Annotated in this window: 22 protein-coding genes; 10 read left to right on the top strand and 12 right to left on the bottom strand. The window is 70.4% G+C overall.

Features of this window, described 5'->3' with window-relative positions:
- Positions 1-63 precede the first annotated feature (63 nt).
- The gene (locus ACXJJ3_RS35430) at positions 64-435 is read right to left on the bottom strand and encodes a YciI family protein (RefSeq protein WP_458166255.1); all 372 of its coding nucleotides are present in this window, start codon (positions 433-435) and stop codon (positions 64-66) included.
- A 103-nt stretch (positions 436-538) separates the two neighbouring features.
- Between ACXJJ3_RS35430 and ACXJJ3_RS35425 the strand changes: the two genes are divergently transcribed.
- Positions 539-1972: a flavin-containing monooxygenase gene (locus tag ACXJJ3_RS35425; protein WP_458166253.1), complete on the top strand. Its 1434-nt coding sequence runs from the start codon at positions 539-541 to the stop codon at positions 1970-1972.
- Between the two features lie 521 nt (positions 1973-2493).
- Here the strand turns inward: ACXJJ3_RS35425 and ACXJJ3_RS35420 are convergent.
- Positions 2494-3633, bottom strand: a complete 1140-nt coding sequence (locus ACXJJ3_RS35420) for a citrate/2-methylcitrate synthase (RefSeq protein WP_458166252.1) — start codon at positions 3631-3633, stop codon at positions 2494-2496.
- A gap of 73 nt (positions 3634-3706) precedes the next feature.
- Between ACXJJ3_RS35420 and ACXJJ3_RS35415 the strand changes: the two genes are divergently transcribed.
- Entirely contained in the window at positions 3707-4924 is a 1218-nt protein-coding gene (locus ACXJJ3_RS35415; RefSeq protein WP_458166251.1) for a citrate synthase, read from the top strand.
- A gap of 41 nt (positions 4925-4965) precedes the next feature.
- Here the strand turns inward: ACXJJ3_RS35415 and ACXJJ3_RS35410 are convergent, their stop codons facing one another.
- The 6 genes from ACXJJ3_RS35410 to ACXJJ3_RS35385 form a co-directional block, all read right to left on the bottom strand.
- Complete coding sequence (locus tag ACXJJ3_RS35410; protein ID WP_458166250.1) at positions 4966-6378, bottom strand: hypothetical protein; 1413 nt, start codon at positions 6376-6378, stop codon at positions 4966-4968.
- A 53-nt stretch (positions 6379-6431) separates the two neighbouring features.
- Positions 6432-7313 (bottom strand): MurR/RpiR family transcriptional regulator, encoded by an 882-nt coding sequence (locus ACXJJ3_RS35405; RefSeq protein WP_458166249.1) that lies wholly within the window; start codon positions 7311-7313, stop codon positions 6432-6434.
- 72 nt (positions 7314-7385) lie between these two features.
- A complete protein-coding gene (locus ACXJJ3_RS35400; RefSeq protein WP_458166248.1) occupies positions 7386-8315 on the bottom strand; it encodes a tetratricopeptide repeat protein in 930 nt (309 codons plus the stop codon).
- 76 nt (positions 8316-8391) lie between these two features.
- Positions 8392-10251, bottom strand: coding sequence for an NAD-binding protein (locus tag ACXJJ3_RS35395; RefSeq protein ID WP_458166247.1), 1860 nt, complete (start codon positions 10249-10251; stop codon positions 8392-8394).
- Positions 10172-11845, bottom strand: a complete 1674-nt coding sequence (locus ACXJJ3_RS35390; RefSeq protein WP_458166246.1) for an acyl-CoA mutase large subunit family protein — start codon at positions 11843-11845, stop codon at positions 10172-10174. Before ACXJJ3_RS35390 ends, ACXJJ3_RS35395 begins: the two co-directional genes overlap by 80 nt.
- A 66-nt stretch (positions 11846-11911) precedes the next feature.
- Positions 11912-12415, bottom strand: a complete 504-nt coding sequence (locus tag ACXJJ3_RS35385; RefSeq protein WP_209694016.1) for a MarR family winged helix-turn-helix transcriptional regulator — start codon at positions 12413-12415, stop codon at positions 11912-11914.
- Between the two features lie 135 nt (positions 12416-12550).
- Here ACXJJ3_RS35385 and ACXJJ3_RS35380 point away from each other — a divergent pair, with 135 nt between their 5' ends.
- The 3 genes from ACXJJ3_RS35380 to ACXJJ3_RS35370 all read left to right on the top strand — a co-directional run bounded on the left by ACXJJ3_RS35380 (position 12551) and on the right by ACXJJ3_RS35370 (position 14956).
- Complete coding sequence (locus ACXJJ3_RS35380; RefSeq protein WP_458166245.1) at positions 12551-13273, top strand: maleylpyruvate isomerase family mycothiol-dependent enzyme; 723 nt, start codon at positions 12551-12553, stop codon at positions 13271-13273.
- Positions 13274-13334: 61 nt separating this feature from the next.
- Positions 13335-13682 (top strand): YciI family protein, encoded by a 348-nt coding sequence (locus tag ACXJJ3_RS35375; RefSeq protein WP_458166244.1) that lies wholly within the window; start codon positions 13335-13337, stop codon positions 13680-13682.
- Between the two features lie 5 nt (positions 13683-13687).
- Positions 13688-14956, top strand: a complete 1269-nt coding sequence (locus ACXJJ3_RS35370) for an RNA polymerase sigma factor (protein ID WP_458166243.1) — start codon at positions 13688-13690, stop codon at positions 14954-14956.
- Between the two features lie 22 nt (positions 14957-14978).
- Here the strand turns inward: ACXJJ3_RS35370 and ACXJJ3_RS35365 are convergent, their stop codons facing one another.
- The 4 genes from ACXJJ3_RS35365 to ACXJJ3_RS35350 form a co-directional block, all read right to left on the bottom strand.
- Positions 14979-15710, bottom strand: coding sequence for a PH domain-containing protein (locus tag ACXJJ3_RS35365; RefSeq protein WP_458166242.1), 732 nt, complete (start codon positions 15708-15710; stop codon positions 14979-14981).
- Positions 15711-15798: 88 nt separating this feature from the next.
- A complete protein-coding gene (locus ACXJJ3_RS35360) occupies positions 15799-15957 on the bottom strand; it encodes a hypothetical protein (protein ID WP_380196731.1) in 159 nt (52 codons plus the stop codon).
- A gap of 298 nt (positions 15958-16255) precedes the next feature.
- Entirely contained in the window at positions 16256-17212 is a 957-nt protein-coding gene (gene meaB, locus ACXJJ3_RS35355) for a methylmalonyl Co-A mutase-associated GTPase MeaB (protein ID WP_458166241.1), read from the bottom strand.
- 31 nt (positions 17213-17243) lie between these two features.
- On the bottom strand, positions 17244-18446 hold the full coding sequence (locus ACXJJ3_RS35350) for an acetyl-CoA C-acetyltransferase (RefSeq protein WP_458166240.1): 1203 nt from the start codon (positions 18444-18446) through the stop codon (positions 17244-17246).
- Positions 18447-18571: 125 nt separating this feature from the next.
- Here ACXJJ3_RS35350 and mce point away from each other — a divergent pair, with 125 nt between their 5' ends.
- The 5 genes from mce (at position 18572) to ACXJJ3_RS35325 (ending at position 25023) form a co-directional block, all read left to right on the top strand.
- The gene (gene mce, locus ACXJJ3_RS35345; protein WP_458166239.1) at positions 18572-19003 is read left to right on the top strand and encodes a methylmalonyl-CoA epimerase; all 432 of its coding nucleotides are present in this window, start codon (positions 18572-18574) and stop codon (positions 19001-19003) included.
- A 52-nt stretch (positions 19004-19055) separates the two neighbouring features.
- The gene (locus tag ACXJJ3_RS35340) at positions 19056-19955 is read left to right on the top strand and encodes an anti-sigma factor RsbA family regulatory protein (RefSeq protein ID WP_458166238.1); all 900 of its coding nucleotides are present in this window, start codon (positions 19056-19058) and stop codon (positions 19953-19955) included.
- 138 nt (positions 19956-20093) lie between these two features.
- Complete coding sequence (gene ccrA / locus ACXJJ3_RS35335) at positions 20094-21425, top strand: crotonyl-CoA carboxylase/reductase (protein WP_458166237.1); 1332 nt, start codon at positions 20094-20096, stop codon at positions 21423-21425.
- Positions 21426-21505: 80 nt separating this feature from the next.
- A complete protein-coding gene (locus ACXJJ3_RS35330; RefSeq protein ID WP_458166236.1) occupies positions 21506-23614 on the top strand; it encodes a DivIVA domain-containing protein in 2109 nt (702 codons plus the stop codon).
- Complete coding sequence (locus ACXJJ3_RS35325) at positions 23611-25023, top strand: AI-2E family transporter (RefSeq protein WP_458166234.1); 1413 nt, start codon at positions 23611-23613, stop codon at positions 25021-25023. The genes ACXJJ3_RS35330 and ACXJJ3_RS35325 overlap by 4 nt, the downstream gene beginning before the upstream one ends.
- Positions 25024-25116 lie beyond the last annotated feature (93 nt).

Below are 25116 nucleotides of genomic sequence, written 5' to 3'. Positions count from 1 at the left end.
CCCCTCCGCGCACGGCCGGGGCCGGCTTGTCCGGTCCCGGCGTGGCGGGTCGGGTCGGCATGGTCAGGCGGGCGGGGCGGCGTCGGCGGAGGTGGCCATCACCGGGCGTACCTCGACGTTGCCGGACGGGCAGAGCTTCGCCAGCTCAAGCGCCTGGTCGAGATCCCGCGCCTCGATCACGTAGAAGCCGCCGAGCGCCTCCTTGGTCTCGATGAACGGCCCGTCGGTGACCAACGGCTCCGCTCCCTCGCGCTGCTTGACCGTACTCGCGGTGCTCGACCGCTCCAGCGCCTCTCCACCAAGGATCCGCGCCCCGGCCTTCTCGACCGCCGCCGCGAACTCGCCGTGCAGCTTCATCGCCTGATCCCACTCGGTGCGGCTCAGGTTGTCGTACCAGTCCTCGCTGTCGAACAGCAGGAACATGTATTGCGCCATCTCGGACTCCCTCGTCTGAAACGTCTTACTGGACATCTTGCTGACGAACGCCGCGACACGGAATCGACAACACCCGGGAAGAACATTTATTACCGTGGGGTACATGGAGCATTTCGACGTTCTGATCGTCGGCGCGGGGCTGTCCGGGATCGGAGCGGCGTACCGGATCCAGACCCGCTGCCCGGACCGCACGTACGCCGTCCTCGAGGCGCGCGCGGCGCTCGGCGGCACCTGGGACCTGTTCCGGTACCCGGGGGTGCGGTCGGACTCGGACATGTTCACGCTCGGGTTCCCGTTCCGCCCGTGGACAGCGGCGAAGGCGATCGCCGACGGGCCGTCGATCCTGTCGTACCTGCAGGAGACCGCGGCGGCGTACGGGATCGACAAGCACATCCGGTACGGCGCCCGCGTCGTCCGCGCGACGTGGTCGTCGGCGGACGCCGTGTGGACCGTGCACACCGGCGACACGGCGTACACCTGCTCGTTCCTCTACGTGTGCAGCGGGTACTACGACTACGACGCCGGCTACGTGGTCGACTTCGAAGGGCAGGACTCGTTCCAGGGGCGGGTCGTGCATCCGCAGCACTGGCCGGCGGACCTGGACTACTCCGGTCAGCGGGTGGTCGTGGTCGGCAGCGGTGCGACCGCGGTCACGCTGGTGCCCGCAATGGCCGGTTCGGCGAAGCACGTGACGATGCTGCAGCGCTCGCCGAGCTACGTCGCGTCCCGGCCCGCCGTCGACGGACTGTCCGACCGGATCCGCGCCGTACTGCCGGAGAACCTCGCCCATCGGGTGATCCGCGGCAAGAACGTTGCGATGAGCACCTTGTTCTACAACGCCTTCCGGAAGTGGCCGGCGCATGCGGCGTGGCTGCTGAACACCGGCGTGGCCCGGCAACTGCCGCCGTCGATCCCGGTCGACCCGCACTTCACGCCGCGGTACAAACCGTGGGACCAACGGCTCTGTCTGGTGCCGGACGCCGATCTCTTCAAGGCCTTGCGGGACGGGTCGGCGTCGGTGGTGACCGACGAGATCGAGCGCTTCACGCCGACCGGGCTCCGGCTGCGGTCCGGCGCCGAACTGGAGGCCGATCTGGTGGTCACCGCGACCGGCCTCCGCATGGTTGCACTCGGCAACATCGATCTCACCGTCGACGGCCGGCGGGTGGCGCCGCACGACACGTTCGTCTACAAGGGCATGATGCTCAGCGGCGTCCCGAACCTCGCCTGGTGCATCGGCTACACCAACAACTCGTGGACCCTCCGCTCCGACCTCACCTCGCAGTACGTCTGCCGTCTCCTCAACCACCTCGCCGGCACCGGCACCCGCAGCTGCCGCGCCGACGTCCCCCCGTCCTGGTACGACCAGCCGGCCCGCCCCGTCGTCGACCTGACCTCCGGCTACATCCGCCGCGCCGCCGGCCTCCTCCCCCGCCAAGGCACCTGGGGCCCCTGGCGCCTCCGCCAGAACTACCCCCGCGACCTGCTCGCACTCCGCCTCGGCCAACTGGAAGACGGCGTAATGCGCTTCACCTGACCCAACCCACCCCAGACCAACCCACTCACCCCCATCCCAGACCAACCCACTCACCCCAACCCCACCCCAGACCGAGCTGCCCAGGCCGACCCGGTCACCCCAACCCACCCCAGACCGAGCCGCTCACCCCAACCCCGCCCACGCCGACCCGGTCACCCCAACCCCACGCCAGGCCGAGCCGCTCACCCCAACCCCGCGCCGACTCCCGCCATCTCAGAGGTTCACCTCCGCCAGCGCCCCTTCACCCGCCGCATCCGAAAGGCGAACAGACCAGGCGCGTGGTGAACCTCCGAAACGGCCGGCGACAGACCCAGCCGCTCACACGCACCGTGCACCCCGCGCCGACTCCCGCCGTTTCAGAGGTTCACCTCCGGCGACGTCCCTTCACCCACCGCATCCGAGGGGCGAACGGACCAGGCGCGTGGTGAACCTCCGAAAGGGCGGGCGACAGGCTGCGGGGGCGGGATCAGGTGACCGCATCAAGGGACCCGGATCAAGGGACCCGGATCTGGGGACGGGGATCAGGGGACGGGGACTGGGGGTTGCGGGCCGACGTAGGCGGCGGCTGGGCGGATGATCTTCGGGTCCTGGGACTGTTCGAGGATGTTGGCGGACCAGCCGATGATGCGGCTGACGGCGAACGTGGGGGTGAACATCGCGCGCGGGATGCCGCAGAGTTCCATCACGACGCCGGCGTAGAACTCGACGTTCGCGTAGAGGTTGCGGCCCGGTTTGAGTTCGGCGAGGACGTCGACGATGCGCTGTTCGACGGTGGTCGCGAAGTCGACCAGGTCGCCGCCGATGCCGCGGGCGATGTCACGGAGCATCAGCGAGCGGGGGTCCTCGGTGCGGTAGACCGCGTGCCCGAAGCCCATGATCCGGTCGCCTGCCGAGACCTTCGCGCGGACCCAGGCGTCGATGTTGTCCGGCGTACCGATCTCGTCGAGGCTCGCGAGGGCGCGGTCGGGGGCGCCGCCGTGCAGCGGCCCGGAGAACGCGCCGATCGCGCCGGCCACCGCGGCGACGACGTCCGCGCCGGTGGAGGCGATGACGCGGGCGGTGAACGTGGACGCGTTGAAGCCGTGGTCGACGGTCGAGACCAGGTAGTGCTCGATCGCGGTCGCGTGGACGGCGGTCGGCTCCTCGCCCGTGACCAGGTACAGCCAGTTCTGTGCGGCGGTGAGGTCGGCGCGCGGCTCCAGCGGCTGCCGGCCTTGGCGGAGGCGGTAGAGCGCGGCGAGGATCGTCGGGGTGACCGCGCAGACGAGCATCGCGTCGGCCTTCCGGCGGGCCGGGTCCACGTCCCAGAGCGGCGGCAGGGCACGGACCGCGGCGAGCAGCGACAGCGCCGTCCGGAGGCCCGCGAGCGGGTTGAAGGTGGGGCCGGCGGCGGCGATCGCGGGGAGTACGGCGCTGACCTCGTCCGGGAGGACGCGCAGCGGGGCGAGCTCGGCGACGAACCGGGCGCGCTCGGCGTCGGTCGGAAGCCGGCCCTCGAACATCAGGTACCAGACGTCTTCGAGTGTCTTGGACTTGGCGAGATCGATCGCCGAGTACTGCCGGTAGTGGTAGAAACCCTCGTCACCACGGACGTCGCCGAGGGTCGTCTCGGTGACGACGACGTTGCGCAGACCAGGCGGAACAGTGATTGTTGTTGACATATCTTCAGAGTTGACAGGCAATCAACTATTGTCAATATTGATCCACTCAACATGACTGCGACAGGAGCGCGAAATGCCGGCCGAAGGTGACGAGCATTACCTGACCACCGCCGAGGTCGCGCGCCGCCTCCAGGTGAAGCCCGCGACCATCTACGCGTACGTCAGCCGCGGCCTCCTCACCAGCACCCGGGCGCGCGGCCGCCGCGGCAGCCTGTTCGCCGCCGACGAGGTGGAGCGCCTGGCCGCTCGCTCGATCGAGCACTCCGGCGTCGTGGAGCGCATCGAGTCCCAGCTGACCCTCCTCGAGGACGACGACCTCTTCTATCGCGGCCACTCGGCCCGCACCCTCGCCACCACCGCCACTGCCGACCAAGTAGCCACCCTCCTCTGGACCAACCAACTCCCACCACCCGCGGGTGCAGTTGGCGGTTCGGCGGACGTGGGAGGGGATGGCTGGGCGGGGGCCGGTGGGGTGTTCGAGGTTCAGCGGGAGGGGGTGGAGTTGGCTCGGGCCGGGATGCGGGTGGTGCCTGAGGGGGCGCGATTGACGGACCGGATCCGGGTCGGCGTCGCCGTTCTGGGCGCGGCCGATCCGCTCCGGTTCGACCTCTCGCCGGCGGCGGTGACCGCCGCGGCCGGGCGGTTGATAGGCACGGTCACCACGGCGCTCCCGGGCACGACGGCGTACGGCGTGAAGACGCTGGGCGCGCGGCTCTGGCCGAAGCTGTCCGCCGACGAGCCGCGACCGGAGCTGCTCGAGGCCGCGATCATCCTGCTCGCCGACCACGGGCTCGCCGTCTCCACGATCGCCGCCCGGGTCGCCGCCAGCGCCCGCGCAAACCTGTACGCGGTGATCTCCGCCGGCCTCGGCGCGCTCGACGGGCAGTACCACGGCGCCGCGCCGACCCTCGCCTACGAGTTCCTCGAACGCGCGAAACACGACCCGCTGCAGGCGCTGTCCGATCAGCTACGCTCCGGCGAACCCGTCCCGGGCTTCGGCCACAAGATCTACCAGCACCGCGACCCACGCGCCGAAGTACTGCTCGGCCTGCTCGGCGACCACCCGATCGTCGGCACGGTCCAGGCGATCGCCGACCGCTCCCCGCTGTTCCCGAACTCCGACCTCGCGATCGCCGCGCTCATGCACGCGTACCACTTCCGCCCCGACGCCGGGGACGCCCTGTTCGCGATCGCCCGGATGATCGGCTGGACCGCCCATGCCCTCGAGGAGTACGCCGCCCCCGCGCTCCGCTTCCGCGCGATGGGCATCTACACCGGGCAAACCACCTGACAGCGGTGGGCTGCCCCGCGGGACAGCCCACCGACCGGGTACTACTTGGCCGTCAGCTTGATCAGCGTCGCGGCACCCGGCGCGAGCGAGACCTGCACCGGACCGACGCGCTGCGACACGTACTTCTGCCGCGCCGCCTGGAACACCCCGACCGAGCCGACCGTCTGCGGGTTCACCGCGACGACCGCCTTCGCCCGGCTGCTGTGCGAACGGTTGCTGACCAGCAGCCAGCGGTCCGTCGAGCTCGTGTCCCGCGACCGGAACGTACCGACCACGACCGCACTACCGGTGACACCCGGCACCAGGTTCGTCGGCGTGAACCCGACCGCCCCGTTGGGCAACGGCGTTTCGTTGGCGTGCTCAACGGTCTCGGACACCAACGGCTTCAGCTCGCGGCCGACCGGATGCAGCCAGCCGGTGTTGATCTGCTGCGCGGCGTAGTACCGCGAGGTCCGCTGGCCGTCGACCGTGATCAGCGCCGGGCCGAACCCTTCGCCGCGGGCGGCCTCCGGCGTCCAGTAGGTGAAGTACTGGATGCCCTTCGCGCCGTACGCGAGGCTGATGTTCACCTGCCAGAGCAGCTCGGCCGCGGTCGGCTCGCGATGGTTGTTGTAGGCAAGCGTCTGGATGAACACCCAGGCCGGGATGTCGCCGTGCAGCGCGGCGTCGCGGACGATCGCCCAGTTGTGGAAGTAGTTCGCGTCCTCGCGTCCCTCGGACAGCAGCGGGTACCGGTCGAAGGAGATCAGCGACGGCTGCACGACGTCGACGAAGTTCCGATAGTACGCCGGGTCGTCGGACGGGAGCAGGTTGACGTACGGCAGCAGCTGCGGGGCGAGGTCGCGGGAGATCGCCAGCGCCTTCGCGAGCGTGGCGAACCAGCCGGCGCCGGGTTCGTCGTAGAAGTTGAAGCCGGCGAGTGAGGAGTACGGGCCGTACGCGTCGCGGGCGCGGGTGTAGAGGGCGCGTGCCTCGGCCGGGGTGATGCTGAGGAAGTCCGTGGGGGTGTCGGAGATCGAGAACCAGCGGGACATGTTCCGGATCTGAATGTCGTCGGAGATCAGCATCTTCAGGCCGGCGTCGCGGGCGAGGCCCAGCTGGTACTGGAAGATGTTGCCGTCACCGGCGTAGTTGCCGGAGATCAGGAAGTCGAAGCCGGCGTTCTTGATCTCGGCGAACCGAGGCGCCGTACTCGCGAACGGGTGCGGCGGCCAGAACAGGCCGATCGGGAAGTCCGCCCCGCCGGTCAACGGCAGCGTGTCCGGCGAGGGCACGGCAGCAGCCGACACCCCAGCCCCACCAGCAGGCCCGACCGCGGACGCGGCGGTCCCGGCTGTAGCTGCGGCGGCTGTGGCGGTTGAGGTGATGGCGGCTGCTGCGGTGAGGGCGGTGGCGCCGGCGCCGAGTAGCAGGTTGCGGCGGCTGGGGCCGAGGATCTGGTGCGGGCTCTCCATGACTCTCCTCCGGAAGGCGGTCGAACGAAAGGACGGGTCGAGCAGGTCGTGCGTCAGGGGCGGTGCCGATGCGCGGCCACCGCGTCGGCGGTCGCGTCGAAGGCTTGTTCGGCGAGCGCGTAGTCGCGCTGCGCCACCCCGAGATACAGGGCATCGAGGACGAGCATCTGAGCGTGCCGCCCGGCCAGTCCCCCGGTCCGCAGCGTCACGTCGCGGGCAGCGGTCACCAGCACGATGTCCGCGGCCTCCGCGATCGGCGACCGCGGATAGTTGGTGATGGCAACAGTCGTCGCACCCTGCCGCCCGGACCTGGCCAGCGGCTCGAGGACCTCCAGCGTCTCCCCGCTGTGCGAGATCCCAACCGCGACGTCCCCCGCCCCGAGCAACGCGGAACTGGCCAGCGCGGTATGCACATCGCTCCACGTACTGGCGCCGCGCCCGATCCGGTGCAGCCGCAACCGCAGATCCTCCGCCACCGCGGCCGATCCGGCGACCGCGTACAGGTCGATCCGCCGCGCGTCCGATATCGCCGCCGCGGCCCGCCCGAGCGCCGCGACGTCGAGCGCCGCGACGGTGTCCTCCAGCGCCCGCGTGTCCGTCCGCAGCAGCGTCCGCAGTACGTCGTCCAGCGAGTCGTCCGGCCCGACCTCGGACCCGGTGCCGCGCTCCCAGCTGGGACTGGTCCGACCGCTCTCGGCCGCCAGCGTCAACCGCAGCTCGGCGTACCCGGACAGCCCGAGCGCCAGGCAGAACCGCGTGACACTCGGCAGCGACGTACCGCAGCGCTCCGCCAGCTGCCCGATCGTCGACGACGCCACCGCCGCCGGATCCCGCAGTACCTCGGCCGCGATCCGCGCCTGCGCCGGGCTGAGCACCGGCAGCAGGCCGTGGATCCGCGCCTCGAGGCTCGGCAGCGGTGACTCGGCAGCACTCATGTAAAGAATTCTCAGATCAGATCATCATGATCTACAAGAATTCACACTGACCGATTCCGGCCACCGCAGGTGTCAGAACAGCGCGGCCATCAACCGCCGGCGCGCCTTGACGACGCGCTCGTCGTCCGCACCGACCACGTCGAACAGCTCGAGTAGGTGCAACCGGACCGCATTGCGCTCGTCGCCGGCGGTCGCCTGAACGGTGGCGATCAGCCGCGCGAACGCGTCGTCGACGTGCCCGCCCATCAGGTCCACGTCCGCGACCAGCAGCTGCGCCTCGACGTCGCCCGGGTTGTCCGCGGCCCGCGTCCGGATGTCGGCCGGCACGTCCTGCGTGCGCTGGACCAGCTGCACCCGGGCCAGCCCGGCCTTCGCCTCGGCGTCGTTCGGCGTCTCCTTCAACAGCTCCTGGTACGCCGCGACCGCGCCGTCGAGGTCACCGGCCGCGACCGCGTTGTCGGCCTTCTCGTACCGCGGGTTCGGCGCGTCCTCCTCGGGGGCCTCGGCCACCGGGCCGACCGGCTCCGCGCGGCCGGTGATCCCGTTCGCGACCGCGACCGTGAGCAGCTGGTCGAGGTACTGCCGGACCTCCGGCTCACCCAGCACGCCCTGGAACAACGGCACCGGCTGACCGCGCAGGATCGCGATCACGACCGGCACGGCCTGGACGCCGAACGCCTGCGCGACCTGCGGGTTCGCGTCGACGTCGATCCGGGCCAGCAGGAACTTGCCGGCGTACTCGGTCGACAGCCTGACCATGACGTCGCCGAGACCGCCCTGCGCCCGCGGCGAGTACAGCTCGACCACGACCGGGGCCTGCAGCGACCGCTCGATCACGTCGGCCTGGAAGTTCGCCTCGGTGACCTCGATGGCGTAAGCGCCACCGGCCGCACCGGCACCGCCCGCCGTTGGTGCACCGCCGGCAGCCGGCGCCGCTCCGGCCGGCTTGCGGAGGGACGACAGGTCGACCGCCCCGGGACGGGAGAAGTTGGACTGGCTCACCGCTGTCCTCGCATTCCATGCATTCCGAGCATTCCGTGCATTGCGTGCAGACTCCGCATGTTCACAAACCTATCCTCTACGACGCCGTGGTCCTGCGTTGCGCCCGGGTCGCCATCAGGAACCGGGCGAGCCCGGCCCGAGTGCCGACGACGGCCAGCCGATCGCCCGCCTGCAGCAGCGCCCGGTCTCCCGGCCGCCAGTCCCACGGCTCGTGCGGGACCTGCCGGGCGAGCACGCGCAGGCCGCCGGCCTCGTTCAGCTGGCCGAGCGGCCGGTCCTCCGCGATCGAGCCGGCCTCGAGCACCACCTCGGTCAGCAGCAGCACCCGGCGCCCGGCGGGTACCAGCACCTGACGCCGCTTGTCGCCGACCGCGGCCGCGACCGCCGGCGCCACCAGCATCGACACCGACCGGCTGTTGCCGAGCCCGAGCTGCCGCTCGACCCGGTCCGCGAGGTCGTGGTCGAACATCCGCAGCGTGATCCGGGCGTCCGGGTTGAGGCCCTGGGCAACCATCGCCGACTCCAGGTTGGTGATGTCGCCGTCGGTGATCGCGAGCATCGCCTGACAGTGCTGGACGCCGGCCAGCCGCAGCGTCTCCTCGTTGCTGCTGTCCCCGACCACGACCGGGATCTTCAGCCGGTGCGCGACCGGGATGCCGGGCGCGTCGTCGTCCTGGTCGACACCGACCACCGCGACACCCCGCTCGACCAGGATCTCCAGCACCCGGGCGCCGACCGTACCGAGGCCGCAGACCACGACGTGGTTGCGCGGCCGTCCGCGGACGCCGCCGATGATCCGTGACAGCCGGGCGCCGATCAGCGAGTCGACCACGACCGCGGTCAGCAGTGCCATCAGGACGATCCCGGTCAGCTGGACGACGACCGCGCTGACCTTCACCCACGGCGGCGCCTCGTTGAACCGGTCGTCGTCGATCCCGGCCGTCGTCACCACCCCGGCCGCCAGGTACAGCGCCCGCCACCACTCGATCCCGCCGAAGAAGTGCACGATCCCGGTACCGACCGCGATCAGGAACGCCATCAGCGCGGCGATCTTCCGGACCCGGCTGTCCAGGACGTCGCGGACCGCCTTCGCCCAGCCGGCCGGCCGGACCCGCCGTCCGTACCAGATCGGCCGGACGCCGGTGCCGAGCACGATGTCGACCTTCGGCTCGTCGTCCGACGCGTCCGTCGACGAGGACAGCGAACGCGCGCGCTCCGGGTCCGCGCCGGGCAGCGGGAGCAGTACCGGCGTCGCCGACGAGGTCGCGTCGGCGAGCACGGTCAGGTGCGGCTCGCGGATCAGGTCGGCCTCGCCGACCACCACCATCCGGCCGCCGAGCTCCATCCAGGTCAGCTCGTCGTCGTCGAGCGCGTCGGAGACGAACGCGGGCGCGGCCAGCGACGGCCCGTTGATCACCACGCAGTCGCCGAGCAGGCTGTTCAGCTGGCTGCCGAGCCGCGGGTTCACCATCTGCATGATGATCCGCAGGTCCTTGTCCATGTCCCGCGCGGTCAGCGCGATGTGCACGTTCTGGACGTCGTCGTTGTCCAGCAGCACCAGCGCGCGGGCGGTGGACGGCGTGTCCTCGTCGTCGTCGCCGTCGATCCCGGCGTCGCGGAGCAGCGACTCGCCGACCACCGGGGCGTCGATCACGGTCGCGCCCAGCTCGCCGATCCGGCCGCGGTGCCGGGACGCGGGGTTCACCAGCGCGATCACCCGCTCGCCGGAGCTCACCAGTTCGGTGACCACCCGGACCATCGTCCGGCTCGACCCGCAGACCACCACCGGCCGCTCACCGATCGCCTCGGTCGCGGCCCGGCCGGCAGGCTCCGACGGAGTGGGTTCGAACCGTTCCTCAGAAGCGGGCGGGCTCTCGGTACTCGCCCCACTGCTCCCGAAGAACGTGACAGATTTCCCCCATCGTGGCCTCCGCACGCACTGCCTCCAGCATGGGCTCGATCAGGTTGCCAGTGCCGCTGGCCGCCTCCACCAGAGCCGATAGCGTACGACGTACCCGGTCCTCGTCGCGGTGCGCCTTGCGTTCCGCGAGCACCCGGCACTGCTCGACCTCGACCTCGTGCGAGACCCGGAGGATCTCCAGTTCGCCGGAGACCGTGTCGGTGAGGGTGTTCACGCCGACGATCTTCTTCTCGCCCTTCTCCAGCTTCTGCTGGTACTCGAAGGCCGCGTCGGCGATCTCGGCCATGAACCAGCCGTCCTCGATCCCGCGCAGGATCCCGCCGGTCATCGACCCGTCCGGACTCATCTCCTTGATCCGCGCGAAGATCGCCTCGGCCTCGGCCTCGATCGCGTCGGTGAGCGCCTCGACGTACCAGGAACCGCCGAGCGGGTCGGCGACGTTCGTGACGCCGACCTCCTCCATCAGCACCGACTGCGTGCGCAGCGCGATCTCGGCCGACTCCGCGGTCGGCAGGGCCAGCGTCTCGTCGAGCGCGTTGGTGTGCAGCGAGTTCGTCCCGCCGAGGACCGCCGCGAGCGCCTCGACGGCCGTCCGTACGACGTTGTTGGTCGGCTGCTGCGCGGTCAGCGAGACACCCGCGGTCTGGGTGTGGAACCGGAGCCACTGCGCCTTGTCGGTCTTCGCGCCGTACACGTCGCGCAGCCAGCGGGCCCAGATCCGGCGGGCCGCGCGGAACTTCGCGATCTCCTCGAAGAAGTCCAGGTGGCTGTCGAAGAAGAACGACAGGCCCGGCGCGAACACGTCGACGTCGAGGCCCCGGCTGAGCCCGAGTTCGACGTACCCGAAACCGTCGGCAAGCGTGTACGCGAGCTCCTGCGCGGCCGTCGAGCCGGCCTCGCGGATGTGGTACCCGGAGACGCTCAACGGCTTGTACGCCGGGATCTTGGCGGCGCAGTACTCCATCAGGTCGCCGATCAGCCGCAGGTGCGGTTCCGGCGGGAACAGCCACTCCTTCTGGGCGATGTACTCCTTGAAGATGTCGGTCTGCAGCGTGCCGTTGAGCTGGGTGATGTCGGCGCCTTGGCGCTCGGCGGCGACCAGGTACATGCAGAACGCCGGGACGGCCGGGCCGGAGATCGTCATCGAGGTGGTGACCTCGGTGAGCGGGATGCCCTTGAACAGCCGGTCCATGTCGGTGGCCGAGTCGATCGCGACACCGCAGTGCCCGACCTCGCCGAGCGACTTCGGGTCGTCGGAGTCGCGGCCCATCAGCGTCGGCATGTCGAACGCCACCGACAGCCCGCCGCCTCCGCCGTTCAGGATCATCTGGTACCGCTCGTTGGTCTGCTCGGCGTTGCCGAACCCGGCGAACTGGCGGATCGTCCAGGTCCGCCCGCGGTACCCGGTCGCGTGCAGGCCGCGGGTGAACGGGAACTCGCCCGGCCAGCCGATCCGCTCCATCCTCGGGTCGTCGGTTCCCGCGGGCGGCCCGTAGACCGGGGCGACCTCGGTGCCGGACAGCGTGGTGAAGTCCGCCTCCCGCTTGCGCGCGGCGTCGTACCGCTGCTGCCACCGGTCACGGCCGGCGGCGATCTGCTCGGCATCCATGCAGCCAAAATACTAGGACATCCAACTATTTCCAATCGCGAGTCCGTCACATCGCTGACAGCTGTCTCAGGAAAAGTCGCCGGCGTTGCGGCGGAGGGGTTCGAGGACGGACCAGAGCATCTTCAGCTGGTCGTCATCCAGGCCGGACAGGGCGAAGTCGGCCTTGACCAGGTCGGCGGTGGCGCGTTCGACCAGGTCGCGGCCCTCGGGGGTGATCTCGCAGAGGACCGCACGGCCGTCGTCCGGGTGCGGCGTCCGGGTCACCAGGCCGGCGGCCTCCAGGCGGCGGACGATCGACGTCACCGAGGTCGGGTGCACCTGCAGCCGCTCCCCCATCTTGCCGAGCGGCAGCGACCCGCGCCGGGAGAACGTCAGCAGCACGAGCGCCTCGAACCGGGCGAACGTCAGCCCGTGCTTGCGCAGGATCTCGTCCAGCTCGTTGATCACGATCTGCTGGGCCCGCATCAACGACGTGACGGCGCGCATCTGCTCGACGGCACCCCAGCGCCGTCCCCACTGCCGCGACGCCTCGTCGATCGGATCGAACGGCAACGCCCGCTTCCTCGCCATGTGCGGAACCTTAGGGCATGGCTGGTGATTCAGCGCCGCAGCGAGGAGGTGCCGGGTGCCCCGCAGTAGGCGATGAATCACCAGCCATGCCCTCACCCTCGGCAAAATGTCCGTGGGGTCTGGCACTGTGCCGGTATGGGATATCTGGAGCGGCTGCGGGCCGAGAGTGCGCGGCTGGGTGAGGTGGCGCGGACCGGACTGGGGGCCGCGGTGCCGAGTTGTCCGGGGTGGACGGTCGACGACGTCGTGCGGCATGTCGCGCGGGTGTACGTCCACAAGATCGAGGTGCTGCGGCGCGGCGCGCTCCCCGATCCGTGGCCGCCGGACTTCTCCGGGCTCGACTCCCTCAAGTGGTACGACGAGGCGCGGCGGGCGGTCGTCGATGCGCTGGAGGAAGCCGGGACGGAGCGGCCGACGTGGACGTTCAACCCGCGGGACAGCACGTCCGGGTTCTGGCATCGGCGGATGGTGCACGAGACCGTGATCCACCGGATCGACGTCGAGCAGGCGCACGACGTCGTCTCGCCGATCGACCCGGACGTGGCCCTCGACGGCATCGACGAGGTGCTGTACCCGACGGTCGGCGGCCCGTGGTGGGAGGAGGGCGACACCGAGTACCCGGTCGACGCGACGGTCCGGTTGACCGCGGCGGGGCGGTCCTGGACGGTGGAGGTGGACGCGACGAGTGTCGACGTACGGCAAGGGGCCGCGGGGGACGCGGCGGCCGAGGTGAGCGGGGATCCGGCGCGGGTCTATCTCTGGTTGTGGGGGCGGGCCGGCGAGGACGCGATCGAGGTCGCCGGGGACCCGGACGTCGTGCGGGCGTTCCGTGGACGGATTTCGGAAGCGTCGCAGTGACGATGTCCTCTCCGGGCGGCGTCGTTCGTTCCCTTCACAACAGACGGGAAGGAGAACTCCGATGGCGCAGTACCTTGCACTGACCTACACCGCGGACGTCGACTGGTGGGCGCCCGAGCAGGCCGAGGAGCTGGCCGAGTACCGGCGGTTCGGCGTCGAGTACGCCGAGCAGGTGAAGGCGAGCGCCGTACTGCATCCGACCGCGACGGCGACCGTCGTCCGGGTGCAGGGCGCGCGCGGCGGACCGTTGGTCACCACGGACGGGCCGTACGCCGAGACCAAAGAGGCGCTGACCGGGTACTACCTGATCGAGGCCGAGGACCTCGAGGCGGCCGTCCGGATCGCGGCCGAGATCCCGGCCGCCTGGGGTGGCGCGGTCGAGGTACGGCCGGTGATCGTGGCGAAGTAGTCGACGTGGGGAAAGACCGGCGGTACGACGCCGTTGCCGAGACGATCCGGATCGAGGGGACGCGGATTCTCGCGACCCTGATCCGGACGGTCGGCGACGTCCAGCTCGCCGAGGACGCCGTCCAGGAGGCGGCGCTGGCGGCCCTCGGCGCGTGGCCGGTGACCGGCGTGCCGCCGGAGCCGCGCGCCTGGCTGACGGTCGTCGCGCGCCGGAAGGCGATCGACGTCGTCCGCCGCGAACAGGCCCGCGGCCCGAAGGAACGCGACGGCCAGGCGCTGATCGACCTCCAGGCCGACGGAGTGGAGGACGGGGTGGTGGAGGCCGGGGTGGTGGAGGACGACCTGCTGCGGCTGATCTTCACGTGCTGCCATCCGGCGCTGTCACCGCCGACCCGGGTTGCGCTCGCGCTGCGGACACTCTGCGGGTTGTCCCCCGCGCAGATCGCGGGAGTCCTGCTGACCACCGAGGTCGCGGCGACGAAGCGGCTCGTCCGGGCGCGGCAGAAGATCGCGGCGGCACGGATCCCGTACCGCGTGCCGTCCGACGCGGAGCTGCCCGAGCGGCTGCCGGCGGTCTGCGCGGTGATCCACAGCCTGTACACGGCGGGGCATGCGCCGACCGAGGGCGAGGCGGCGTACGACGTGGATCTCTGCGCGGAGGCGATCCGGCTGGCGGAGCTGCTGCACTCGTTGCTGCCCGATCAGCCGACGGCGACCGGCGTACTCGCGTTGCTGTTGCTGACCGAGGCGCGGCGACCGGCTCGGGTCGACGACGGGCAGGTGGTGACGCTCGATCTGCAGGACCGTTCGCGGTGGGACCAGGCGTTGATCGCCCGCGGGATCACGCTGCTGAACGAGTCACTGGAGCGCTCGGAGCGGCAGGCCGACGCATACCAACTGCAGGCCGCGATCGCCGCCGAGCACGCCCGCGTTCCCAGCTACCAGGCCACCGACTGGCACGAGATCGTCCGGCTGTACGACCTCCTCGTCGAGGTCTCCCCCAGCCCAGCGGCCGAACTCGCCCGCGCGGTCGCGATCGCCGAAACCGGTGCGGTCGACGCCGCGCTCGCGCTCCTCGAGGCGATCCCGCCCGGCTCCCGGCAGCACACCGTCCGCGGCGAACTCCTCGCCCGGCAGGGCCGGTACGCCGAGGCCGCCGCCGAGCTGCAGACAGCCCTCGAGTCAGCGCCTCCGACGCACCCGGAACGCACGCACCGCGAGCGCCGCCGCGACTACTTCCGCAGCCTCGCCGACCAGCACCCGACCGCCATTTGAGGGGTTAACCCCTCCAACGGCGTCAGTCGTTGTCGATCCAGTTGCCGCGTTCGCTGTTGAAGATCGACTTCGTCGCGGACGCCGACGGAGGTGACGACGGGCGGGACGACGTCTGCGCCGCGGCCGGGGCCGGAGTACTCGTGGTGGTGACCTCCTGGGCGGAGTCCATCCCGATCGGGCCGGTGCCGTCGTCGTCGGAGTCCTCGTCGCCCTGGAGGACGTCGACGCTCGCGGACGCCCGCAGGCCGGTCCGCTGGATGACTCGCTGGATGGTCAGGTCCCGGTCGTCGGGGCGGCTGACCCACTTGATCTCGCGGAAACCCTGGTCCTGCGCGGCCGACTCGAACACGAAGTGGCCGTAGCCCAGCATCCGCCCGATGATCGGCTTCTGCAGCGTGATGTCCAGGACCCGCGCGATCGGCGTCGTCGCAACGGTCTGCGAGAACACGCCGCGGATCCGCATCACCCGCATGTTGGTGACCACGAACCGGTCACGATGCTCGGTGAGGAACGTCCAGAAAGAGTGCGCGAGGAGCACGAACACCAGCACCAGCAGCACCAGGTTCACGCTCGCACCGACTTTCGTCAGCACCATCGTGGCCAGCAGCGCGCCGGCCAGCACGATCTCGAGCATCGGCACCACGAACACCACCCAGTGGTGCCGAACCTCGTCGATGACGACCTCGCCCTCGTCCGAGATCAGATGGCGCCGGACCTTCGGGTCGAAGATCCGGAACAGGCCTATTCCGGCCATCCACTCACTCCCCTGTCACGCAACTGTGTGTGACCCCGTAGGACAAGTGTCCCGCACGATCGCTCGCAGCGGGACACTCAGCGGGTGCTCACTTGAACAGCGCGGTCAGGAAGGTGATGACACTCCCGAAGGCAGAGCCCACGGCCGAGAACGCACCACCGACTGCACCGGCAGCGTTCGCCGGCTGAGTGAACAGATAGAAGCCGGCAAAGGCGATGAGCGCCCAGATCAACAACTTCTTCGGCATGTCGCCACTCCCTTGTTCCCAACCCACTCGGTCGACTGTGTTTGAGTTTGTATCACGGACGGTCACCAATTGTCACTGACTGAACACAGCCCACCGCACAATGCTCACCAGGTACAAGGTCCATTCTGTAACGGATCCGGGGGCACGGCACCCACCGGCGCGCCGCCCTGAGACGCTCACCGCCTGCACCGCCGGAAATTCTGCGGCATTTGCCCGAAATCGGCACAACTCACGGTGAACGGAAAGCAAAGACACAATGTGACACTGCGTGGCCGGTTGTTGCACGGCGAGACAAGTGTCACAAAGCGGCAATCAACTCGTCGGCCGCCGAATAGGGATCGATCGCCCCGTCCGCGACCTTCGCGGCCAGTACGTCGAGCCGCGCGTCGCCGTGCAGGTGCGCGAACCGGGCCCGCAGCGCGGTGGTCGCGATCGCCTCGATCTCGTCCCGCGCGCGACTGCGCCGGCGCTCGGTCAGTACGCCGTTCCCGGTCATCCAGCGCAGCCGGTCCTCGATCGCCTCGACGAGCTCCGCGACGCCCTCGTCGCGGGACGCGACCGTCTTCAGGATCGGCGGCTTCCAGGCGCCCTCGGCGCGCTCCGCCAGCGCGAGCATCGAGCGCAGGTCCCGGGTGACCGCCTGGGCGCCGTCGCGGTCGGCCTTGTTCACGACGTAGATGTCGCCGACCTCGAGGATGCCGGCCTTGGCCGCCTGGATCCCGTCGCCCATACCTGGGGCCAGCAGTACGAGGGTCGTGTCGGCAAGACCCGCGATCTCGACCTCGGACTGGCCGACACCGACGGTCTCCACCAGGACGACGTCGAACCCGGCCGCGTCGAGTACGCGGAGCGCCTGCGGCGTGGACCAGGACAGCCCGCCGAGGTGCCCACGGGACGCCATCGACCGGATGAACACGCCCCGGTCGGTCGCGTGGTCCTGCATCCGCACCCGGTCGCCGAGCAACGCCCCACCGGAGAACGGCGACGACGGATCCACCGCGAGCACACCGACCCGCTTCCCGGTCGCGCGGTACGCCGACACCAACGCGGACGTCGACGTCGACTTTCCGACACCGGGCGATCCGGTGACGCCGACGATATGCGCGTTCCCGGCGTACGGCGCAAGCGCGGCCATCACCTCCCGCAGCAACGGCGACTCGTCCTCCACCAACGAAATCAACCGGGCCACCGCCCGGGACTCCCCGCCCCGGGCCCGCTCCACCAACTCCCCCACCGGCGGAGTCCGTCGCACCATCAATCCACCTGCCGGCCGAGAAGGTACGGCATCAGTTCTTCGGGACTCGGATGATCAGGGCGTCGCCTTGGCCGCCTCCGCCGCAGAGCGCGGCGGCGCCTACTCCGCCGCCGCGGCGGCCGAGCTCGAGTGCCAGGTGCAGGACGAGGCGGGCGCCGGACATGCCGATCGGGTGGCCGAGGGCGATTGCGCCCCCGTTGACGTTGACCTTGTCGTCGCCGACCTTCAGCTCGCGCGCCGACGCGATCCCGACCGCGGCGAACGCCTCGTTGATCTCGACCAGGTCGAGGTCACCGGGCTGGATGCCTTCCTTCGAGCAGGCCTTGGCGATCGCGTTCGCCGGCTGGCTCTGCAGGGTCGAGTCCGGCCCGGCGACCGACCCGTGCGCGCCGATCTCGGCGATCCAGCTCAGCCCGAGCTCCTCGGCCTTCGCCTTGCTCATCACGACCACGGCACACCCGCCGTCGGAGATCTGCGACGCGGACCCCGCGGTGATCGTGCCGTCCTTGCCGAACGCCGGCCGCAACTTCGCCAGCGCCTCGACCGACGTGTCACCGCGCACACCCTCGTCGGTCTCGACCACGATCGGGTCGCCCTTGCGCTGCGGCACCTCGACCGGGACGACCTCGTCCGCGAACACGCCGTTCTTCCACGCCCCGGCCGCGCGCTGGTGCGACCGCGCGCTGAACTCGTCCTGCTCCTCGCGGGTCAGCTTCAGCCCGGAGGCGTTCGCCTGGTCGGTCAGCGCACCCATCGCCTGATCGGTGAACGCGTCCCACAACCCGTCGTACGACATCGAGTCGACCAGCGTGGTGTCGCCGTACTTGAAGCCCTCGCGGGACTTCGGCAGCAGGTGCGGCGCGTTCGTCATCGACTCCATGCCGCCGGCCACGACGATCTCGTACTCGCCGGCCCGGATCAGCTGGTCGGCGAGCGCGATCGCGTTCAGCCCGGACAGGCAGACCTTGTTGATCGTGATGGCCGGCACGTCCATACCGATGCCGCCCTTGACCGCGGCCTGCCGGGCGGTGATCTGACCGCCGCCGGCCTGCAGCACCTGGCCCATGATCACGTACTCGACCTGGTCCGCGGCGACGCCCGCCTTGCGCAGCGCGCCCTGGATCGCGAACCCGCCGAGGTCCGCTCCGGTGAAGCCCTTGAGACCGCCCAGCAACCGCCCGATCGGGGTCCGTGCACCGGCGACGATGACGCTTGAGTTCCGCGTGTCAGACATGCTGTCACGATACCTGCGACGGCACTGGTACGCCGCTGGTCGTGCACGTCAGACCGGTCACACGGATCGTGTCGAGTCGGCCACTTTCGATGGTCCGCGGGCCGGGTCTGCGCAAGGCTTGGCGGATGGACCAACTGTTCGACGCGATCGACCACGTCGGCATCGCGGTGCCCGACTTCGACGAGGCCGTCCGGTACTACGCCGAGACGTTCGGCATGACCGTGGCGCACGAGGAGGTCAACGAGGAGCAGGGCGTCCGGGAGGCGATGCTCGCGGTCGGCAACTCCGGCTCCTCGATCCAGCTGCTGGCGCCGTTGTCGGGCGCCTCGCCGATCGCGAAGTTCCTCGACCGGCGCGGCCCCGGGATCCAGCAGCTCGCGTACCGGGTGCGCGACCTCGACGCGGTCTCCGCCGTACTGCGGGAACGCGGCGCGCGGCTGCTGTACGACGAGCCCAAGCGCGGCACCGCCGGGTCCCGGGTGAACTTCGTGCACCCGAAGTCGGCCGGCGGCGTACTGGTCGAACTCGTGGAGCCACCGGCGTCGCACGCCGGGTAACGGCACGCTAAACAACTCTCTGTGACCTGGTCCGGCGGACTACTCTGTTCGGGTGCTGAAGGACAGCGCCACCGACTCCTTGCACGGTGCGCCGGCCGGGTTCGAGCACGATGCCTTCGTCCATGCCGGGGACGAGGACTTCGTGCGGCGTTCGGCTGCGTTCCTGACCGAGGGGCAGGCGGCGGGGGAAACCATCGTGGCCGTACTTCCACCGGAGCGGATCGCGGTACTGCGCGACGCCCTCGGGGCTGGCCGGGACGCGATCCGTTACGTCGACATGACCGTTGCCGGCGGCAATCCCGCGCGGCTGATCCCGTTCTGGCGGGACGTGCTCGACAAGCACCCCGGGCCGGTGCGCGGGCTCAGCGAGGCGGCGTACCCGGGCCGGAGCGCGGCGGCGTACGACGAGGTGGTGCTGCACGAGGCGCTGTCCGGCATCGCCTTCGCGGCGGACCGGTCGTTCCGGTTGTGCTGCGCGTACGACGCGTCCGTGGGCATCGACCCGACCGCGACGCACGCCGGGGCCGACGCGCTGGCGGAGAAGACGTTCCGGACGGCGCTGGACGACGTACCGGACCGGGCCGAGCGGTGGGAGTTCGGGCCGGACGAGCTCGGCGAGGTGCGGCAGTGGCTGAGCGGGCAGGCGGCCTCGCACGGGGTGTCCCGGGACCGGCTCGACGACCTGTCGCTGGCGCTGCACGAGGTCTGCACGAACAGCATCCGGTTCGGCGGCGGGCGCGGGACGCTCGCGGTCTGGATCGCCGACGGCGCGCTGATCTGCGACATCACCGACGCCGGGCGGATCGACGACCTGCTGGTCGGGCGGGTGCTGCCGCCGCTCGACGGGCTCGGTGGGCGCGGTGTCTGGCTGGCCAACCAGCTGTGCGATCTGGCACAGCTGCGGTCGGGGGACGACTTCACTCAAGTACGGCTGCACACCCGGTTGCGGTGATAGGACCACTGACAACGGTGGACTGATCGCGTGACGGTCGTCTCACCCGGCGTTCGCTGTGTTACACGGCACAGCCAGGGGCGCATACTCGGCGGTAAGTTCACCGCTCACCAGGCCCCCTGTGCAGGAGGTACTTTCGTGAAGCAGATTCTCGAGGCGATCCTCTCCGGCGACAACGCAGCCGTCGGTGAGCTCGACGTACCGGACCACTACCGCGGGATCACCGTGCACGCCGACGAGGCGTCGATGTTCGACGGCGTCGCCACCGTGGACAAGGATCCACGCAAGAGTCTGCATCTCGACGACGTACCGACGCCGGAGCTCGGTCCGGGCGAAGCGCTGGTCGCGGTGATGGCGAGCGCGATCAACTACAACACGGTCTGGACGTCGATCTTCGAACCGGTGTCGACGTTCTCGTTCCTGAAGCGGTACGGGAAGCTCTCGCCACTGACCGCCCGGCACGACCTGCCGTACCACGTGGTCGGCTCCGATCTCGCCGGCGTCGTACTGCGGACCGGGCCGGGCGTAAACGCCTGGAAGCCCGGCGACGAGGTGGTCGCGCACTGCCTGTCGGTCGAGCTGGAGTCGCCGGACGGGCACAACGACACGATGCTCGACTCCGAGCAGCGGATCTGGGGTTTCGAGACGAACTTCGGCGGACTCGCCGAGCTCGCGCTGGTGAAGTCGAACCAGCTGATGCCGAAACCGGATCACCTCACCTGGGAAGAGGCGGCGTCGCCCGGGCTGGTGAACAGCACGGCGTACCGGCAGCTCGTCTCGGCGAACGGCGCCAACATGAAACAGGGCGACGTCGTGCTGATCTGGGGCGCGTCCGGCGGGCTCGGGTCGTACGCCACGCAGTTCGCGCTGAACGGCGGGGCGATCCCGGTGTGCGTGGTGTCGTCGCCGGAGAAGGCCGAGATCTGCCGCGCGATGGGCGCCTCGCTGATCATCGACCGGTCCGCGGAGGGATACAAGTTCTGGAAGGACGAGTCGACCCAGGACCCGAAGGAGTGGAAGCGGTTCGGCGCCCGGATCCGCGAGCTGACCGGCGGCGACGACCCGGACATCGTGTTCGAGCACCCGGGGCGGGAGACGTTCGGGGCCTCGGTGTACGTCGCGCGCCGTGGCGGGACGATCGTGACGTGCGCGTCGACGTCCGGCTTCATGCACGAGTACGACAACCGGTACCTGTGGATGAACCTGAAACGGATCATCGGCTCTCATTTCGCCAACTACCGCGAGGCCTGGGAGGCGAACCGGCTGATCGCCCGCGGCATGGTGCACCCGACCGTCAGCAAGGTCTACCCACTCGAGGACACCGCTCAGGCGGCGTACGACGTGCACCGCAACCTGCACCAGGGCAAAGTGGGTGTCCTCACCCTCGCCCCGGCCGAAGGGCTGGGTGTCCGCAACCCGGAACTGCGTTCCCAGTACGTGGACCGGATCAATCGCTTCCGCGACAGGTAGTTGGTTTAGGCGTTTGAGCGCCTTTCTGACAGGCTTATCGTGGGGAATTCACGCTGAGCCGCCAGAAGGGAAACTCGGGAATGCCTGACGAGTCGAGCCTGCCGTTCTTCGACCGTACGGCGACCGCGGCCGGGGGCTTCCCGGTCAGCCGTCGCGGGTACGACAAGCAGGCCGTGGACGATTACGTCCGCGCGCTGGAGATGCAACTCGTCGAGGCCCGGCATCGAGCCGACCAGTTGCAGCAGAGCGTCGCGCCGCTGCAGCACCAGCTCGACGAGACCCGCCGGCAGCTCGAAGCCAGCGCGAACCCGTCGTACGCCGGGCTCGGCGACCGGGCCGCGCAGATCCTCCGGCTCGCCCAGGACCAGGCCGCCGAGGCGCTCGAGGAGGCCAAGCGCGAGGCCGACGACCTGCTGACCAACGCCCGCAAGGAGGCCGCGGCGGCGCGTGCCACCGGCGATCGCGAAGCCGAGGACATCCGGACCGTCGCGCTGAACGAGGCCGACAGCATGCGGCGGACCGCCGAGGGCGACGCGGCCGAGATCCGCCGTACCGCCGAGACCGAGTCCGCCGAGGTGCTGCAGGCCGCACGGCGCAAGGCCGAGCAGCTGACGCTGACCGCCGAGTCGCAGGCCAGCACGCTGAAGAACGGCGCGCTGCACGAGGCCGAGAAGATCCGGACCGCGATCCAGCGCGAGTCGGCCGCGCTGCGCGCCCGGCTGGCCGACGAGCGGGAGCAGCAGGCCAAGGAGCTCGCCGACAAGCACCAGCAGATCGCGGCCGACACCGACAGCCTCACCACCCAGATGAAGGAAGCCGCCGAGGCGTCCGAACGCCGGGTGGCCGAGGCGACCGAGCAGGCCCGCAAGATCCGCTCCGAGGCCGAGGAGTCCGCCGAGCGCACGCTGTCCCGCGCCCGCCGCGAGGCCGAGCAGCTGCTGACCACCGCCCGGACCCGCTCCGACGCCGAACTGGCCAACGCCGCCGACGAGGCGGAGCGTTCCCGGACCGTCGTCGCCCGCGAGACCGAACGCCTCGCGAAGCGCCGCGACGGCATCCTCACCCAGATCGCCGGCCTGAACGAGATCGCCAGCAACATCGCCCGCCAGGCCGCAGAACTCGACTCCGAAACCGCCGCCGCGCCGTACACCAACCCTTTCGCCAGGCCGACTGAGCCGGGCCGCACACCTGCGTCCGGCGCCCCCGGCACCGGCGTCGGCAGCCCGTTCGCCCCGGAACCGACGAGCGAGCCGTCGGCCCCGTTCGGCGCGGAGTCCACCTTCGGCACCGACCCGAAGAACACCTTCGGCACGGCCAGCACGACAAACGCCCCGACGGACTCCGCCGCAAGCGGCCCGTCGGCGAGCGGATCCGCGACCAGCGGCCCGGGCAGCACCACCAGCACCGGCTCCGCGAGCGGGCTGGGCGGCTCCACGGGCACCCGCTCCGCGGGCACCGGCTCCGCCGGAGCAGGCTCCGTGGGCGGGTCCACCGGGGCCGGCTCCTCGGGTGGTTCGGCTGGGGCGGGTGCGAGTGGGTACCCAGCGGCGACCGAGGCGGACAACCCGTTCCCGGGGGCGACGCCTGCTGCGTCCGACGACGAGGGGCCGTTCACCGGGGCGAGCCCGTTCGTCGGGTCCGGCGCCGGCGGTGCCCGGGTCGACGAGACGCGGATCGACACCGGGCTTCGCGTCGACGCGAAGGACACCCCCGGCCTCGCCGACAAGACCAGCAAGACCGCAGGCGGCCCGTCCGGTACCACCGCAGGCACGAGCTCCTCGGCCGGCACCAGCGGTTCGCCGACCGGCACCGGATCCTCCGTTGGTACGAGCGGCTCGGCAGGCACCGCCGGATCGTCAGCTGGTACGAGCGGCTCGGCAGGCACCGCCGGATCGTCAGCTGGTACGAGCGGTTCAGCTGGCGCCGCCGGGTCGTCGGCGGGTACGAGCGGTTCGCCGGCAGGTGCCGGATCGTCTGCTGGTACGAGCGGTTCGAAGGTTTCGGGTGGGGACGAGGAGCCGAAGGACTCGACGATGGTGGACGAGTTCCGCTTGGGTGACCTGGCGAACGAGGACACTCAGGTGCAGACGCGGCCGTCCGCCTCGGCGAAGTCCGGGGGCAAGGCGTCCGCCGACGCCACGACCGATGCGGCCAGCTCGAGCGCGCGATCCTCGAAGGACAAGATGTGACGCCACCCGGCGACGACAACTCGACAGCGACCACCGACGCGGACCTCGCGGAAGCAACACGCGAAGCAGAGTCCGCGGCCGCCAAGGCCGAAGCCGCCGCCGGCAGAAGTGAACAAGCAGCAACGAACGCCGACACCTCCGCCGACGAAGCCAACCACGCAGCGCACGAGGCTGACTCGGCCGCAGGCGAAGCCGATCGGGCCGCGGGCGAGGCGGAGACTTCCGCCGGGCGTGCGGACGGCGCGGCGCACAGCGCGGAAGCGTCGGCGGTGACAGCGGGCGCCGCCGCGGACCGGGCCGACGACGACCTCGACTTCGCGGACGAGCTGCTGATCGAGGAACGCAACCCCTCCGAGGGGATGGGCCAGCCCGGCCCGCCGATGCGGCGCGGGAACCCGTTCACGTTCGGGTTCTTCGCGGCGCTCGGCGTACTCGTCGCCTGGGGTCTGTGGAACTCCCTCGGCCAGGCGCGCTCGGTACTGATCCTGCTGCTGGTCTCGATCTTCATCGCGGTCGGGCTGAACCCGCTCGTCGAATGGTTCATGCGCCGCGGCCTGACGCGCGGCCTGTCGGTCGCCGTGGTGTTCCTGCTGATGATCCTGGCGGTCGTCGGCGTCGGGTTCGCGATCGTCCCGGTCGTCAGCGACCAGATCGACAGCCTGATCAAGAACGCCCCGGGGTACCTCGACCTGCTCCAGAAGTCGAAGACGGTCACGAATCTGGACAACAAGTATCACTTCATCCAGAAGGCGACCGACTACATCCAGGATCCGGCGCTGGCGCAGCGGGCGTTCGGCGGCATCCTCGGGGTCGGCAAGGTGGTCGCGGGCGCGCTGTTCAACACGTTCACGATCCTGGTGCTGACGCTGTACTTCCTGGCGTCGCTCCCGTCGGTCAAGCGCGCGGCGTACAGCCTGGTCCCCCGGACCCGCCGCAAGCGCGTCTCGATCCTCGGCGACGAGGTCCTCGGCCGGGTCGGCGGCTACGTCAGCGGCCAGTTCATGGTGGCGCTGTGCGCGGGCGTCACGATGTTCATCTTCCTGGAGATCATCGGCCTGCGTGACTACGCCGTGGCGCTGGCGATCGTGGTGATGTTCTGCGACTTCATCCCGATGGTCGGCGGTTTCATCGGCGTCGTCGTGGTCGCCCTGATCGGCTTCACCGGCGGCCTCTGGACCGGTATCGCCTGCCTGATCTACGGCATCGTCTACCAGCAGGTCGAGAACTACGTCGTAGCCCCCCGCATCATGCGCCGCGCCGTGGACATCCCCGGCGCCGTCACCGTCATCGCCGCCCTCCTCGGCGGCGCCCTCCTCGGCGTAGTAGGCGCCCTCCTCGCCATCCCCTCCGCCGCCGCCATCCTCCTCATCATCCGCGAAGTCTGGGTCCGCAAAGCCGACGCCTCCTAGGCGGTCAACCTCCTCGACCCGCCGCTCCAGCTACGCGGCCACTCCAGCTCACACAGCGATCTGGGGAGGATTACCCGCCCTGTCCGGGCAGGT

The sequence above is a fragment of the Kribbella sp. WER1 genome, from assembly GCF_054189145.1.
Note: the sequence above shows the minus strand (reverse complement) of the source record. Positions and strands in the feature narration are given on the sequence as shown.